The sequence below is a fragment of the Corynebacterium sp. CCM 9203 genome, assembly GCF_041357675.1.
Lineage (GTDB): Bacteria > Actinomycetota > Actinomycetes > Mycobacteriales > Mycobacteriaceae > Corynebacterium.
In genome coordinates, this window is record NZ_JAUERY010000004.1 from 172,410 (window position 1) to 186,167 (window position 13,758).

The 13,758-nt window shown below is 64.3% G+C and carries 13 protein-coding genes and 1 pseudogene; 10 read left to right on the forward strand and 4 right to left on the reverse strand.

The features are described from left to right. Positions 1 to 4: 4 nt before the first annotated feature. The 6 genes from pyrE (at position 5) to QWU44_RS09805 (ending at position 5,641) form a co-directional block, all read left to right on the forward strand. Positions 5 to 553: an orotate phosphoribosyltransferase gene (pyrE, locus tag QWU44_RS09780; RefSeq protein WP_370915498.1), complete on the forward strand. Its 549-nt coding sequence runs from the start codon at positions 5 to 7 to the stop codon at positions 551 to 553. A 4-nt stretch (positions 554 to 557) separates the two neighbouring features. Continuing rightward, complete coding sequence (locus QWU44_RS09785; protein ID WP_370915499.1) at positions 558 to 1,241, forward strand: TrmH family RNA methyltransferase; 684 nt, start codon at positions 558 to 560, stop codon at positions 1,239 to 1,241. A 73-nt stretch (positions 1,242 to 1,314) separates the two neighbouring features. Then, on the forward strand, positions 1,315 to 2,514 hold the full coding sequence (locus QWU44_RS09790; protein WP_370915586.1) for a glycoside hydrolase family 76 protein: 1,200 nt from the start codon (positions 1,315 to 1,317) through the stop codon (positions 2,512 to 2,514). Between the two features lie 324 nt (positions 2,515 to 2,838). Next, a complete protein-coding gene (fbaA, locus tag QWU44_RS09795) occupies positions 2,839 to 3,873 on the forward strand; it encodes a class II fructose-bisphosphate aldolase (RefSeq protein ID WP_370915500.1) in 1,035 nt (344 codons plus the stop codon). 213 nt (positions 3,874 to 4,086) lie between these two features. Further along, positions 4,087 to 5,241 (forward strand): aromatic acid exporter family protein, encoded by a 1,155-nt coding sequence (locus QWU44_RS09800; protein WP_370915501.1) that lies wholly within the window; start codon positions 4,087 to 4,089, stop codon positions 5,239 to 5,241. A gap of 205 nt (positions 5,242 to 5,446) precedes the next feature. Beyond that, positions 5,447 to 5,641 carry a hypothetical protein gene (locus QWU44_RS09805; RefSeq protein ID WP_370915502.1) on the forward strand — a complete coding sequence of 65 codons (195 nt, stop codon included), beginning with the start codon at positions 5,447 to 5,449 and terminating at the stop codon, positions 5,639 to 5,641. Between the two features lie 89 nt (positions 5,642 to 5,730). On the opposite strand, the gene QWU44_RS09810 is transcribed toward QWU44_RS09805, so the two are convergent. Next, positions 5,731 to 6,636 carry a hypothetical protein gene (locus QWU44_RS09810; protein WP_370915503.1) on the reverse strand — a complete coding sequence of 302 codons (906 nt, stop codon included), beginning with the start codon at positions 6,634 to 6,636 and terminating at the stop codon, positions 5,731 to 5,733. Between the two features lie 106 nt (positions 6,637 to 6,742). On the opposite strand from QWU44_RS09810, the gene QWU44_RS09815 reads away from it, so the two are divergent. Together QWU44_RS09815 and QWU44_RS09820 are read left to right on the forward strand one after the other, a co-directional pair. Next, complete coding sequence (locus QWU44_RS09815; RefSeq protein WP_370915504.1) at positions 6,743 to 8,032, forward strand: adenylosuccinate synthase; 1,290 nt, start codon at positions 6,743 to 6,745, stop codon at positions 8,030 to 8,032. A 247-nt stretch (positions 8,033 to 8,279) separates the two neighbouring features. Then, on the forward strand, positions 8,280 to 8,726 hold the full coding sequence (locus tag QWU44_RS09820; RefSeq protein WP_370915505.1) for a DoxX family protein: 447 nt from the start codon (positions 8,280 to 8,282) through the stop codon (positions 8,724 to 8,726). Between the two features lie 90 nt (positions 8,727 to 8,816). On the opposite strand, the gene QWU44_RS09825 is transcribed toward QWU44_RS09820, so the two are convergent. Together QWU44_RS09825 and QWU44_RS09830 are read right to left on the reverse strand one after the other, a co-directional pair. Next, positions 8,817 to 10,394, reverse strand: a complete 1,578-nt coding sequence (locus tag QWU44_RS09825; RefSeq protein WP_370915506.1) for a hypothetical protein — start codon at positions 10,392 to 10,394, stop codon at positions 8,817 to 8,819. Next, positions 10,391 to 11,251, reverse strand: a complete 861-nt coding sequence (locus QWU44_RS09830) for an ABC transporter ATP-binding protein (RefSeq protein WP_370915507.1) — start codon at positions 11,249 to 11,251, stop codon at positions 10,391 to 10,393. The genes QWU44_RS09825 and QWU44_RS09830 overlap by 4 nt, the downstream gene beginning before the upstream one ends. A 264-nt stretch (positions 11,252 to 11,515) precedes the next feature. Here QWU44_RS09830 and QWU44_RS09835 point away from each other — a divergent pair. Next, positions 11,516 to 11,828 (forward strand): annotated as a pseudogene (locus QWU44_RS09835) (integrase core domain-containing protein); the annotation flags it as partial. On the opposite strand, the gene QWU44_RS09840 reads toward QWU44_RS09835, so the two are convergent. After that, a complete protein-coding gene (locus QWU44_RS09840; protein ID WP_370915508.1) occupies positions 11,825 to 12,337 on the reverse strand; it encodes a phosphoribosyltransferase in 513 nt (170 codons plus the stop codon). The pseudogene QWU44_RS09835 and the gene QWU44_RS09840 sit on opposite strands and share 4 nt — an antisense overlap. 190 nt (positions 12,338 to 12,527) lie before the next feature. On the opposite strand from QWU44_RS09840, the gene purT reads away from it, so the two are divergent. Continuing rightward, positions 12,528 to 13,751: a formate-dependent phosphoribosylglycinamide formyltransferase gene (gene purT / locus QWU44_RS09845; protein ID WP_370915509.1), complete on the forward strand. Its 1,224-nt coding sequence runs from the start codon at positions 12,528 to 12,530 to the stop codon at positions 13,749 to 13,751. Positions 13,752 to 13,758: the final 7 nt, after the last annotated feature.

A 13,758-nucleotide genomic window follows, 5' to 3' on the forward strand; every position in this document is an offset into this window, starting at 1 on the left:
CGTCGTGCCCACCCCATCTGTCGAAGCCCGTAAAGAACTCGCTGAACTGGTCAAGGAACTTGCCATCGTACATGGCCGGGTCACACTCTCGTCCGGTCGGGAGGCCGACTACTACGTGGATCTGCGGCGGGCGACGTTGCACCACAGGGCGTCGAAGCTGATCGGTGAATTGCTGCGTGAACTCACCTCCGACTGGGATTACGTCGCCGTCGGTGGGTTGACGCTCGGGGCTGATCCCGTTGCCACGTCGGTCATGCACGCGGAGGGGCGGCCGATCGACGCATTCGTCGTGCGCAAGGAAGCCAAAAAGCACGGAATGCAGCGTCGGGTCGAGGGGCCGGACATCGTGGGCCGGAAGGTTCTCGTCGTGGAGGACACCACGACCACCGGAAACTCCCCGCTCACCGCGGTGGAGGCGCTGCGGGATGCGGGTGCGGAGGTCGTGGGGGTGGCGACGGTCGTGGATCGTGCGACGGGTGCGGACAAGGTCATAGCCGACGCCGGACTCGAGTACCGCTACCTGCTGGGACTGTCGGACCTCGGCCTTGAGTGAGGACGTGACGGCATCGGGAGTGGGGGACGTTGACCGTCCCGGTCCCACTGAGTGGGGCGAGGGACGTGTCGGCGTCGGCCCCTGGGTCGAGGAGCATCCGGGGCTGCCACTCCCGACCGATGAGCGTTTCGATCAGCGACTGCTCGCGGAGGGGGACCGGCGTAACGTCGTCGACGCCTACCGGTACCTCACCCGCGAAGCCATCGTCGCGGACATCGACACCCGCAGGCACCCGCTGCACGTCGCGATCGAGAACTTCGAGAACGACGCCAACATCGGGACCGTCGTGCGCACCGCCAACGCCTTCGCGGTGGACACCGTCCACATCGTCGGTAGACGGAGGTGGAACCGGCGTGGTGCGATGGTGACCGACAGGTACCAGCACCTGCTGCACCATCCGGACGTCGATACGCTCCTCTCCTGGGCGGAGGAACGGAACGTCACCGTGGTTGCGGTGGACAACACCCCCGGGTCTGTACCGCTTGAAACAGCAGACCTGCCCGAGCGGTGCCTCCTGTTGTTCGGGCAGGAAGGCCCCGGTGTCACGGAGGCCGCCCGTAGAGGTGCCCTGATGACGTGTTCCATCGCGCAGTTCGGGTCGACCCGTTCGATCAACGCCGGTGTCGCTGCCGGGATCGCGATGCACAGGTGGATCACCCAGCACGCGGACCTGGGGCGGGCCTGGTAGCGAATCAGGTATGTGAACCTATCCTGAGATGGGATAAGTAACACCTTGTTGAACGCGGGAGATGAACCAGAACGTGGAAGAAAAATGGGCGCACCGTGCTGATCTGGCAGAGGCGGCGATCAATGAGCGGCACGCGAGCCGACTCTGGATGCTCCCGCGCACCAATCTCGCGGTGGTCGCCTGGCCCCCGACGACGCGGGACCGGGTCTTTCTGCGCTGGCACTACTGGTGGCAGGCGCATTACCTGGACTGCCTCGTCGATGCCGCCATTCGTCGGTCGACGCAGGCCCGGCAACAGCGGATACGGCAGACACTCAGGGGAATCCGGCTCCGAAACCTGCGTGGACTGACCGCTAACCGTTACTACGATGACAAGGCTTGGCTCGCTCTGGCCGGGGCCCGCGTCAACGAGGTTAAGAAGCTCCGCACCCCGAAATCGATTGCACCGCTCGAGTGGAACATCATCGCCGGTGCGGACAATCTCACCGGTGTACTGCCGTGGCGCAGCAACGAGACCTTCTACAATGTGCCCACCAATGGCCCGGCGGCGATCATGATGGCCCGGACAAACCGTCTGGAGGAGGCCATCGGCCTCATGAACTGGGTGTTCGACAATCTCATCAACGAGCAGGGCCTGGTCATGGACGGTGTCCGGTTGAGGATGCACGGGCCTGAGATCGTCCGTGACATCCACCCCTACTGTCAGGGAGTCACGTTGGGGGCCTGCCTCGAAATCTCTGAGAAGCTCCGTGAACGTGCGGGCCTCGATCCGGACCAGTCGATCACGGGTATCGACGACGCGGAGAAGGCCCAGCATCTGATGCTCTGGATCACGCGCCTCCGCGAACTGGTGCACGCGGTGGCCAAGGACATGGCGACACCGGCCGGGGTGATTGACACCCACACGGGTGGTGGCGACGGCGGACTGTTCAAGGGTATTCTCGCCCGCTACCTGGCGGAGATCGCGGTTCGGCTTTCGGAGGACACCCCGTTGAATAGAGCGACGCGGAAAATCGCGGCGCGTCTGGTGCTTGCCTCGGCGGAGTCGGTGTGGCGTCACCGTCTGGAAATCGACGGCCTTCCCGTGTTCGGCGCGGATTGGACGACGGACGCGAACCTGCCCCGGAATGCCGGGGTCGTGGGCACCTCCATAGCGGGTGCGGTGCGGAGTTCCGAGATTCCGGAGCGGGATCTGTCGGTCCAGTTGTCCGGCTGGATGCTCATCGAGGCTGCGGCGAAGGTGTCGGCGGCAGGGTATGAGCACCGGCGCTGATCCGGTGCCTGGAGTAGATTTCCCGACGCCGGTGGTGCACGGGAGGGGTACCGCCCGGACATCCGTTCGGTCAGTGGCGGATCTCACGTCCGGTCGTATCACCTGGGCCTGGTCTCATCACCTGCGGATTTGTCTGGAAACGGAATATAAAGACAGATAATCGGGCGCGAATGCACAGAATCGGGCGCGAAGGGCGGCGGGAAAGCACCGGTGAGGGCATAATTGAGGGTAGGACGACCGCACCGCGGTCCCGGGCCGCTTCTGCGGTCGTGGCCTGACGGTGTGGTCGGCGTACTGAACGTCGCACCACGAAAAGGAGAGCACATGCCCATCGCAACCCCAGAGGTCTACGCCGAGATGCTTGACAAGGCCAAGAAGGAAGGTTTCGCCTTCCCGGCCATCAACTGCACCTCTTCGGAGACCATTAACGCAGCACTGAAGGGTTTCGCTGAGGCGGAGTCCGACGGCATCATCCAGTTCTCCACCGGTGGTGCGGAGTTCGGTTCCGGCCTGGCCGTCAAGAACATGGTCAAGGGCGCCGTCGCTCTGGCCGCCTACGCGCATGAGGCCGCGAAGAACTACGGCATCAACGTCGCTCTGCACACCGACCACTGCCAGAAGGAGAAGCTGGACACCTACGTGCGTCCGCTGATCGCCATCTCGCAGGAGCGCGTCGACCGTGGCGAGGCCCCGCTGTTCCAGTCCCACATGTGGGACGGCTCCGCCATCCCGATCGACGAGAACCTCGAGATCGCCCAGGAACTGCTGAAGAAGGCGCACAACGCGCACATCATCCTGGAGCTGGAGATCGGTGTCGTCGGCGGTGAAGAGGACGGTGTCGAGGCCAAGGCCGGCGCCCAGCTCTACACCTCCCCCGAGGACTTCGCCAAGACCGTCGACGCAATCGGCACCGGCGAGAACGGCCGCTACCTGCTGGCCGCCACCTTCGGCAACGTGCACGGCGTGTACAAGCCCGGCAACGTGAAGCTGCGCCCGGAGGTGCTGCTGGAGGGCCAGCGCACCGCCGCGAAGAAGCTCGGCCTGGACGAGAACGCCATGCCCTTCGACTTTGTCTTCCACGGCGGCTCCGGCTCCGAGAAGGAGAAGATCGAGGAGGCGCTGCGCTACGGTGTCATCAAGATGAACGTCGACACCGACACGCAGTACGCGTTCACCCGCCCGATCGTCGGCCACATGTTCGCCAACTACGATGGCGTGCTGAAGATCGACGGCGAGGTCGGCAACAAGAAGGTCTACGATCCCCGCTCCTACCTGAAGAAGGCCGAGCAGGGCATGTCCGAGCGAGTCATCGAGACCTGCCAGGATCTGCACTCCGTCGGCACCACCGTCTCCAAGTAACACTCCGGCGGGTAAGTGCCCTGTCCGCCCTGACCCCGCCCGAACGGCCACGACCGTTCGGGCGGGGTTTTCGTCGTGCAGCCGCTGAGGAACCGTGCGGGACGCTACCGTGACCAGCCCGATGTCCACCTCGCGGACATGTCCTGAATCCGCTCGCTACTGTGGTGCGTGTATCGATGACCCCGACTATCCGAAAGTACCTATCCTGAGAAGATGGCCAGGCGAACACCTCCCGTGCCCAATCCGGTGGACGCAGTGAAGGATCTGCTGCTCCCCGGTCTTCATCGACTGCGGCTCAGTTGGATGTCGATCCTCCAGGGCGGCATCGCCGCAGGATTGTCCTGGTGGGTCGCAGTCAATCTCTTCGGCCACGAGTCGGTGTTCTTCGCGCCGATGGCCGCCATCATCGTCATCGGTCTCACCGGCGGTGAGAGGTTGCGGCGCGCAATGGAACTGAACATCGGCGTACCGCTCGGTGTCGGTATCGGTGACCTGCTGGTCAGTTGGCTCGGCACCGGCACCTGGCAGATGATGTTCTTTGTTTTCCTCGCGTTGACGGCCGCCGTGCTGGTGGACAAATCGCCACTGGTGTCGACGCAGGCGGGTATCGGTGTCGTGCTGATCGCCACGATCTTTCCGCCGGGTACATCGGGAGGCATTGACAGGATGCTCGATGCCTTCATCGGCGGTACCGTCGGAATCATCGTGATCGGTCTGCTTCCCGATTCCCCGCTGCGGGGTGGGCGCCACGAGATCGCCACAATCCTCACCATCGCGGGGGATGTGCTGGGAAAGGTTGCCGTCGACCTGACGGACGGAAACACGAAGGGCATCCAGGCGGCACTGCAGGAGGCGCGTGGTACCCAGGCGAACATCAACAATCTGATCGCGGCGGCGAAGACCGGTAAGGAATCCGTGACCGTCTCACCCCTGCACTGGCGGAACCGGCGCAGGGTGAAATCTTTGATGCGAACCCTGAATCCCGTGGACAACGCGATGCGCAACACCCGGGTACTCGCGCGCCGAGCGTTGGTACTCACCGAAGACGGTGACGATGTCACCCCCCGCCAGATCGCGGTGCTCGAGGAGATCGCCGAAATCATGGTCGCTCTTGGAGCACTGTTCGAGAGGGGGGAGCAGATCGGTTCCTCCGAGCGGATACCGCAGCTCGTCCGACGTCTCCGGGTACTGGGGGCGATGACGGGGCCGGAGGTCGCGGACCAGAAGGTACTCTCGGCACAGATGATTCTCGGTCAGTCCCGCTCGATCATCGTGGATCTTCTACAGATCTGCGGTATGTCCCGGAAGTCCGCACAGGCAGTGTTGGCTCCGACCAGTGCCCACCCGCACGTTGATCCCGAGGTGTAGCTCCGCACGGCCCTACGGGAAAGCCCGGCCTTGACTGCTCCGTTCGGACGGCGACCGCACAGGCTTGCGGAATACCGGGTGCTCGCCGTGGGCCGGGCGCGGCGAGAATGAAATTCTCGAAGGTCGTGGCGAGACCTGATTATTATCGCGGTCGGGAAGGAACATCGCATCGTGCCCCGCGCAGGGGAGAACGGTAAGTGGAACGATGATGGACCGAAACGTCCTCCACTCCCGTCCCGTGTGGGCGGCTTTCGCTGCACTGGTGCTCGTCCTCATCACCAACCTGCTGGTCAACGGCTGGTGGCTCACCGGAGGATTCGCCCTTCTGGCGGCAACTGCGGCGATCGTGCTCATGGCCGTCGTCGCCCGTGCGAAGAAGCAGGAGGATACCGCCTCCTGAGTGCCGGTGGGGCACCACCGCAGAATTCGGGCACGGCCGTCTGCGTCTCCGTCCGTGTCACTGCAGTTCCGGTTGTTTCACCGCTCTGGTCAGGCACGAGGCCGGATGATCTGAAGGTCCCGCAGGTGCCGGTAGAACGTCACTCGCTCCGCGGGCCGGGGGCGGGGGACACCGTCGACGGTGATCCGGAGATTGACACCTCCGGCCTGCAGTGCCCGCCCGGTGCAGATACTCTCCGCGATGACTGTGCCGTGTGGCCGGGTCCGGTGGAGTATCCGGTCGATGACACCACCGGGTACAGGTTCGAGAGGTGAGTCGGCGACTGCTGCAGCGATCCCCGGCGCTTCGAGCATCGGAACCAACCGTGCTCCGTACACGCCACGTCGAGGGCTTTTCCCCGAAGGCTGGTGGTTGAGCAGTGTGTGGTCATCGACGATGACTTCCCCGGTGATTTCCGCCGTGTGGTCGAGGCAGGAGACGGTTGCGCTGCCCGCCACCGCCACCGCCGAGTCATCCCGGATCAACGGTACTGGGTGGACCTGTCCACCGAGCGCGAGGGCGAGTGCGTCGAGTGGATCGGCGGGAAGCCCGAAGTTCGCAGCCGCCGGAGACGCCGGATCAACCGGGACGTATCCGACTTCGACCCACATTCGGTCTGAACGCATCAGCCGGGTGAGTACCGCGGAGAGCGCCGCGTCGGTTCCCCCGACGATCACGCGCAGGGCTTCCTCTGGTTCCTGTGGCGCGCGCTGTGGGGCGCCGAGGTGGTCGATGTCGGGGGATGCGGCCAATTCGTTCAGACCCGGGGTTGGATCGACGGGGAGCGCCGTCCTCGCGGCTTCATCCACGGGGATGAGATCCTTGCGTGAGGGAACCTCCGGAAGGTCCAGGTAGTCGAACCGGGAGACAGCCGGGATGCCCCGGTAATCGTCGAGTACGGTCCGGGATACCGGGGCTCTGTCCGGGCCACCACAGGCGAGGAAGAGTACGTGCATGGTCACAGATGATACGCCCCGGGGTGTGGAGGGTAGAATGGGAAGACGTCTGTGCCGCGCTCGCCGCGGCGAAGCTGTCGAGCTATCGGAAGAGGCGTGTTAAACCATGGCCGCAATTGTTGTAGTGGGCGCCCAGTGGGGCGACGAGGGTAAAGGTAAGGCCACTGACATCCTCGGATGCCAGGTCGATTACGTGGTCAAACCGAACGGCGGGAACAACGCCGGTCACACCGTCGTCGTCGGTGGTGAGAAGTACGAGCTGAAGCTCCTTCCCGCAGGTGTGCTGAGTGAGAATGCCGTCCCCGTGCTGGGGAACGGCGTGGTGATCAACCTGGAGGCCCTGTTCGACGAGATCGACGGCCTTGAGGCCCGTGGGGCGAATGCCTCCCGGCTGCGGATCTCCGCGAACGCCCACGTCGTTGCGCCGTACCACCAGGTGCTTGATCGGGTGCAGGAGCGTTTCCTGGGTAAGCGTGCGATCGGCACCACGGGTCGTGGGATCGGCCCGACCTACGCGGACAAGGTCTCCCGCGTCGGTATCCGTGTGCAGGACATCTTTGACGAGTCGATCCTGCGCCAGAAGGTCACTTCCGCGTTGGATGTGAAGAACCAGATCCTGGTCAAGATGTACAACCGCAAGGCCATCGATCCGGAGCAGATCGTCGACTACTTCCTGTCCTATGCTGATCGTCTCCGCCCGATGGTCATTGAGGCGGAGTTGGAGCTCAACCGCGCCCTCGACGAGGGCAAGCACGTGCTCATGGAGGGTGGGCAGGCGACGATGCTCGACGTCGACCACGGCACCTATCCCTTCGTGACGTCCTCGAATCCGAGCGCCGGTGGGGCGTGCGTCGGGTCGGGTATCGGCCCGACCCGGATCACCTCGTCCCTGGGCATCATCAAGGCCTACACCACCCGCGTCGGTGCGGGCCCGTTCCCGACGGAGCTGTTCGACAAGTGGGGCGAGTTCCTGCAGACCACCGGTGGTGAGGTCGGCGTGAACACCGGCCGCAAGCGCCGCTGCGGCTGGTACGACTCGGTCGTCGCGCGCTACGCCAGCCGGGTCAACGGCTTCACCGACCTGTTCGTGACCAAGCTCGACGTGCTGACCGGTATCGGTGAGATTCCGATCTGCGTGGCCTACGATGTGGATGGTCGACGTTTCGACGAGATGCCGACCAGCCAGTCCGACTTCCATCATGCTGTGCCGATCTACGAGACGATGCCCGCGTGGGATGAGGACATCACCGGTTGCCGGACTTTCGGGGAACTGCCGCAGCGCGCGCAGGACTACCTCAACCGCCTGGAGGAACTCTCGGGCTGCCGTATCTCCTATGTCGGGGTCGGCCCGGGCCGGGATCAGACCATCGTCATCAACGACGTGATGGAATCCTAGTCTCCGTATTTCCGAAGCCCTGTTCCCCTGTGGGGGAGCAGGGCTTCATTCATTCCGGATGAAAGGGCAAAAGGGCATTTGTCCTGTTCAGGTGGGGTGGATGATTCGGGCTGGTGATGGTCAGTGTGATGTGTGGGAATGCGGAAGACAATTTTGCGGTTGTGTCAACAAGATGTGAAAAGCGCAGCATCACCGTGCCCTCGGAATATCCCGGGGAACACAACCCAGAACCCATCAAGGAGCCTCCATGACCCGCACCTCGACCGACACCGGTCTCCTGATCATCCGAATCATCTTCGGCGTCATCCTCACCGCCCACGGATTCCAGAAACTCTTCCTCATCGGCCCGGGGCAGGTCGGTGAAACGTTCTCGCAGATCTCCAGCCTTCCCGCCCCTGGGATCATGGCGTGGATCGCCATCCTCGTTGAACTCCTCGGTGGACTGGCCCTCATCGTGGGCATCGCGACCCGGATCGCCGCTGCGGCCGCGGCCCTCGTCATGGCCGGGGCGATGGTCACGGTGCACCTGGGCAACGGATTCTTCAGCATGGACGGTGGAATCGAGTACACCCTCATGCTCACGGCGGTCGGCGTCGCACTCGTCCTGACTGGTGCCGGCCGGTTCAGCCTTGACGCGAAACTGGAGCGCGGTACCCGGGAGCAGGCCGCCACCGTTCACACGACTCAGGAATAGCGCCTGCGGGTGAATCAACCCGCAGGGAAAAGAAAAGGGGAGGCGCCCCGGTTGATCCGGGTGGCGCCTCCCCGCATTCGATGTGATTCCTCAGACGTACTTCCGAACTGTGGCGAAGATCTCCGGCCACGACCTGTCCAGCTTCCGGGTCGACACCACGATCCCCACCAGGAACACGCCGGTCGAGACCAGCACGACCCAGGCGGCACCGCCCAGGAACAGCCCTGATCCGAGGCCGTGGCCCCTACCGATCACCATCATGATGATCCCGGGCAACAGCGGCAGCCAGACACCGAGCAGACCACCGAATGCCGCGATGAACGCGGCCCCGGAGTATCCCGACCTGTCCTTCATCGGGTTCGTTCCCGGACGGGCGGCAGGGAAGGGGTTGAACACGCTGAGCAATGACCCGAAGCCGAGTGCTGCGGGGATCGCCCCGATCGTCGTCACCGCCGTGAGCACCCACAGCGTCGAGAACCCGCTGATCACCCCGAGTGCGGTGTTGTAGAGGAGGACGGTGGGCACCGAGATGGTGGCGGCCACCGCAGCCCGGGCACGCACCATCACCCGCGCCGGGACACCGGTGGTCATGTGCACCCAGTTCGCCGGGCCGTCGTAGCCGTAGACGTTGGCGATGTACTGCGTCGCCGCCGCGGCCATCATGTACGCGCCGAACCACTCCATGCTGTTGTCCTCGTTCGTCGCCCCGAGAACCAGGAAGAACACCGAGAACAAGGGCAGCGAGATCAGGCTGTAGAGCAACCGCGAGTCCCGCACCCAGTACAGAAGCCCGCGCGAGTAGACGGCTCCGCCGACCGTCTCCGGAACCCCGGGCAGCATCAACCGGCCCCGCAGCCGCGTCCGGGAACCGGAACCGGTTTCGGTGACCTGGGTGAACGATCTGGTCAGCGCCCGGTGCCACGCCCCCCAGAGCACCGGGAGAAGCACGATGCCGATGGTCGCCTGCAGTGCGGCGGTACCCCAGGCGCCATCCGCGAGACTGCCCGCAGCACCTCCCGCACCGCCGAAAGGCGTGTAGCCGAGGATCCGGGTGATCCTCGCGGTATCCACACCAATCGCCGAGTTCACCACCATGTTGAAGCCGATGATGACGAGGATGAACACCACGCCGCTGGCCATGGATAGCTTCTCCCGCCGGGACCGCCCACCGGACAGCACGCCGAGAAGGATCCACGCCTCGGCGCCGCAGATGCTCAACGCCAGTGCGGTGACGACGGCGAGGAACCAGAACGGGATGACCCACGCGTGACTGGTGAGCACCAGGCCGACGGTGCCGAAGCCGAATGTGATCACCGAGTTCAGCACCGCGAGGTAACCGCGGGACTGGAGGAACGCCGCCAGAATGAAACCCGGGAGTAGCTGCCGTGCGTCCACCGGCAGTGGGGCGAACCAGGCCGGGGTGAGCTGGTTCTCACTGGAAGGGTAGATGAACGCGAGAACCCAGTACGCGAGCACACCGACTCCCAGTGAGAGGGACAATACGGCCTGATTCCCGGACAACTGTTCACTGAGCGTCATCCCGCCGAGGGACAGTGCGCCGATTACGCCGTAGACCCAGATGAAGATGATCATGAACCACTGGGACGGCTGCGCCTTCAAAGAACGTTTCCGCAGGGTGCGGTGGAGCTGGATCAGGGTGCGGGTCACCGGGCATCACCCGCGCCGGGCTGGCCCGGGGCTGTCGCCGATCCGAGCCAACCGAGGGAACCCTCGTCGAGATCGCCGCCACCGACCAGGTTGATGAACGCGTCACTCAACGATCCGGAGCCCCGGACGTCATCGACGGTCCCGGAGGCGACGACCCGGCCACCGGCGATCAGCGCGACGTGGTCGCAGAGTCCCTCCACCAGCTCCATCACGTGGGAACTCATCACGACGGTGCCGCCGCCACGTACGAAGGCGTTGAGGATCGAGCGGATCACCCGGCCCGAGACCGGGTCGACCGCCTCGAAGGGCTCATCGAGGATCAGTATCCGCGGCCGGTGCAGCAGGGCGCCCGCGAGCAGAATTTTCTTGGTCATTCCCGCCGAATAGTCGACGATGAGCTTCTCCCCGGCGTCGGTCAACGCCAGGGCATCCAGCAGGCCGTGGGCGCGCTCTGCGATGGTCGCCGGGTCCATCCCCCGCAACCGCCCGAGATACTCGAGATACTCGGCTCCACTGAGCCGGTCAAATGTGGGCAGCCCGTCGGCAAGTAGACCATAGGCCCGCTTCGCGTCGAGGGTACCGCCACCCCAGACCTCGGCGCCGCACACCCAGGTCGCACCCGTGTCCGGGCGGAGCAGACCCGTGGCGATGGTGATCGCCGTCGTCTTCCCGGCACCGTTGGGGCCGACGATCCCGTAGAAACTCCCGTGAGGGATGTCCAGGGACAAATCCGCGACCGCAGGGTTATCCCCGAACCGTTTGGTGACACCCCGCCAAGCGAGTGCCACCGAGGTGGGATCTGGAACTAGGGGGTCGAGATGGGCGTGATCGGGAAGGTGCTCGATGGGATGAGACATGGAACCAGTGTGCGCGCCAGCGGAGACGGGCCGCAAGGCTTCCCGTCAGAATCATCCCGTGGATTGACGGGCGGCGGGAGCCACCCGAAGGTGGGTTGAGGGCGTGTGATCCGTTGATCTGATGACGCAAAGGGAGGGCCTTGCTGGTTGAGTGGTGCTTGCAACAGTCCCACGTAAACGCAGCATTAACTCCCCGCGCCCGGCTGAACAGGTTGAGTCAGATCGACCGAGCCACCGGCGAACCGGTCCGGCGTTATGAACATGACCATTGACCGGGTTCTGTCTGATAACGGCTCCGCCTACATATCCCGGCTTTGGCCAACCGTGTGTGACCAACTCGCCATCACCGTGAAGAAGACTCGGACTTACCGGCCCCAGACCAATGGAAAGATCGGATGTTTCCACCGGACGATGGTCGACGGGTGGGTCTACGCCCGCTGCTCTACCTCCGAACTAGAACGGCGTGATGCTCTGGCTGGGCTGGACCCACTTCTACAACCACCCTCGACCACGTTCAGCCTGCGGGAACCTGCTACCGATCACTCGGTTAACCAACGTCCCCGATCAGTACACCTAGTCCCGTTCGGTGGACGGAACCACGGGCTGTTCGGCAGACCACGGGAACACGATCCACTCGTCGGTGTGCTTCCACACGAAGTCGGGGCGGATCACCGACTGCGACTTGCCGTACAGCACGGCGGAACGACACTCCGCGCCGGCTTTCTTCAGAATTTCGAGGACGAGAGCCAGAGTTCGCCCGGAATCGGCGACGTCGTCGACGACGAGCAGTTTCTTACCGGCGATCGCGGAGGTGTCCAACAGCGGCTCAAGAAGCACCGGGTCGGGCAGGGTCTCATGAACATCGGTGTAAAACTCGACATTCATCGTGTCGGCGAGTTTCACCCCCATCGCGTAGCTCAGCGCACCCGCCGGAAGGAGGCCACCGCGGGCAACGGCGATGATGATCTCCGGATCGAAATCGCTGTCCACCACGATCTGGGCGAGTTCCCGGGAAGCGGCACCGAAGCCCTCCCAGGTCAGAATTTCCTTGTTTTCGAGGTCGGTCGAGTCTGCATGGTAGGCCATGGGTCGATGGTAGCGGTTCGGGTTCGACCATGCCGCACGATCCTCCCCCGGGATGACGGCTGGGAACATCCGTGACACCAAACCCGGCGTGGACAGGTGGGATGTGTGTCCCGGATCGCCCCCGCTCCGCACACCCCTGTGCGATACTTCACGACGAGAACAGTCCATGGAAAATGTGAGGACACAGCACATGCACACCCCCGAGATGATCGGAACTCCGCAGACCGGCTCCGCCACCCGCGTTCTTCTACTGGGTGCCGGTGAGCTGGGTAAGGAGGTGACGATCGCCTTCCAACGTCTCGGAGTCGAGGTGCACGCCGCTGACCGGTACGACGGTGCTCCCGCTGGTCAGGTAGCCCACTCCCGCTACACGCTGGATATGACCGACGCGGCGGCTGTGCACGCGCTCGTCGAGGAGATTCGCCCCCACTTCATCGTCCCCGAGGTCGAGGCACTGGCCACTGACGCGCTTGCCGAGATCGAGGACGCCGGGACAGTCACCGTCATCCCCACCGCTCGGGCTACCCGGCTCACCATGAACCGGGAGGGGATCCGCCGGTTGGCCGCCGAGGAACTCGGACTGCCGACCAGTGCCTACGCGTTCGCCTCGACCCACCCGGAATTCGTTGAGGCCGTCGAAGGGATGGGCTATCCGTGCGTGGTCAAACCCGTGATGAGTTCATCCGGAAAAGGCCAGAGCGTGGTTCGTGGACCCGAGGACATCGATCACGCCTGGGACCATGCCCGTTCCGCGGCCCGCGTTGCGGGGGATCGCGTCATCGTCGAGGCCTTCGTTGAGTTCGACTACGAGATCACTCTGCTCACCGTGCGCTCCATCGACCCGGCCACCGGGAACCCTGCCACCTGGTTCTGCGAACCGATCGGCCATCGTCAGCAGGACGGCGACTATGTCGAGTCCTGGCAGCCGATGGAGATGAGCCCCGCCGCTGCAGACAATGCGCGCTCCGTTGCCGCGCGTATCACGAATGCTCTCGGAGGGCGTGGGGTGTTCGGCGTGGAACTGTTCGTCCTCGGTGACGATGTTTACTTCTCCGAGGTCTCACCCCGGCCCCACGACACCGGCATGGTCACGATGGCCTCCCAACGCTTCTCGGAGTTCGACCTCCACGCCCGCGCCATCCTCGGCTTACCGATCGACGTCACACTGACGTCACCCGGCGCTTCCGCCGTCATCTACGGGGGAATTGAAGCCCCGGCGGTGAGCTACAGCGGTCTCTCCGCCGCGCTGGCTGTCGCGGAGTCGGACATCCGGCTCTTCGGTAAACCGGAGGCGTTCATCCGCCGCAGGATGGGGGTCGCGCTGGCCACAGCGGAGGACACCGATACCGCGCGCGAGCGGGCGACTGCAGCGGCGTCAGCGATTGAGGTTCACGCGACAACCGGCTCTCGTTGAGCGGGCA

Coding starts and splice junctions, on each gene's coding strand:
- fbaA (WP_370915500.1), top strand. CDS start 2,839: ATGCCCATCGCAACCCCAGAGGTCTACGCCGAGATGCTTGACAAGGCC.
- QWU44_RS09800 (WP_370915501.1), top strand. CDS start 4,087: ATGGCCAGGCGAACACCTCCCGTGCCCAATCCGGTGGACGCAGTGAAG.
- QWU44_RS09805 (WP_370915502.1), top strand. CDS start 5,447: ATGATGGACCGAAACGTCCTCCACTCCCGTCCCGTGTGGGCGGCTTTC.
- QWU44_RS09810 (WP_370915503.1), bottom strand. CDS start 6,636: ATGCACGTACTCTTCCTCGCCTGTGGTGGCCCGGACAGAGCCCCGGTA.
- QWU44_RS09815 (WP_370915504.1), top strand. CDS start 6,743: ATGGCCGCAATTGTTGTAGTGGGCGCCCAGTGGGGCGACGAGGGTAAA.
- QWU44_RS09820 (WP_370915505.1), top strand. CDS start 8,280: ATGACCCGCACCTCGACCGACACCGGTCTCCTGATCATCCGAATCATC.
- QWU44_RS09830 (WP_370915507.1), bottom strand. CDS start 11,251: ATGTCTCATCCCATCGAGCACCTTCCCGATCACGCCCATCTCGACCCC.
- QWU44_RS09840 (WP_370915508.1), bottom strand. CDS start 12,337: ATGGCCTACCATGCAGACTCGACCGACCTCGAAAACAAGGAAATTCTG.
- purT (WP_370915509.1), top strand. CDS start 12,528: ATGCACACCCCCGAGATGATCGGAACTCCGCAGACCGGCTCCGCCACC.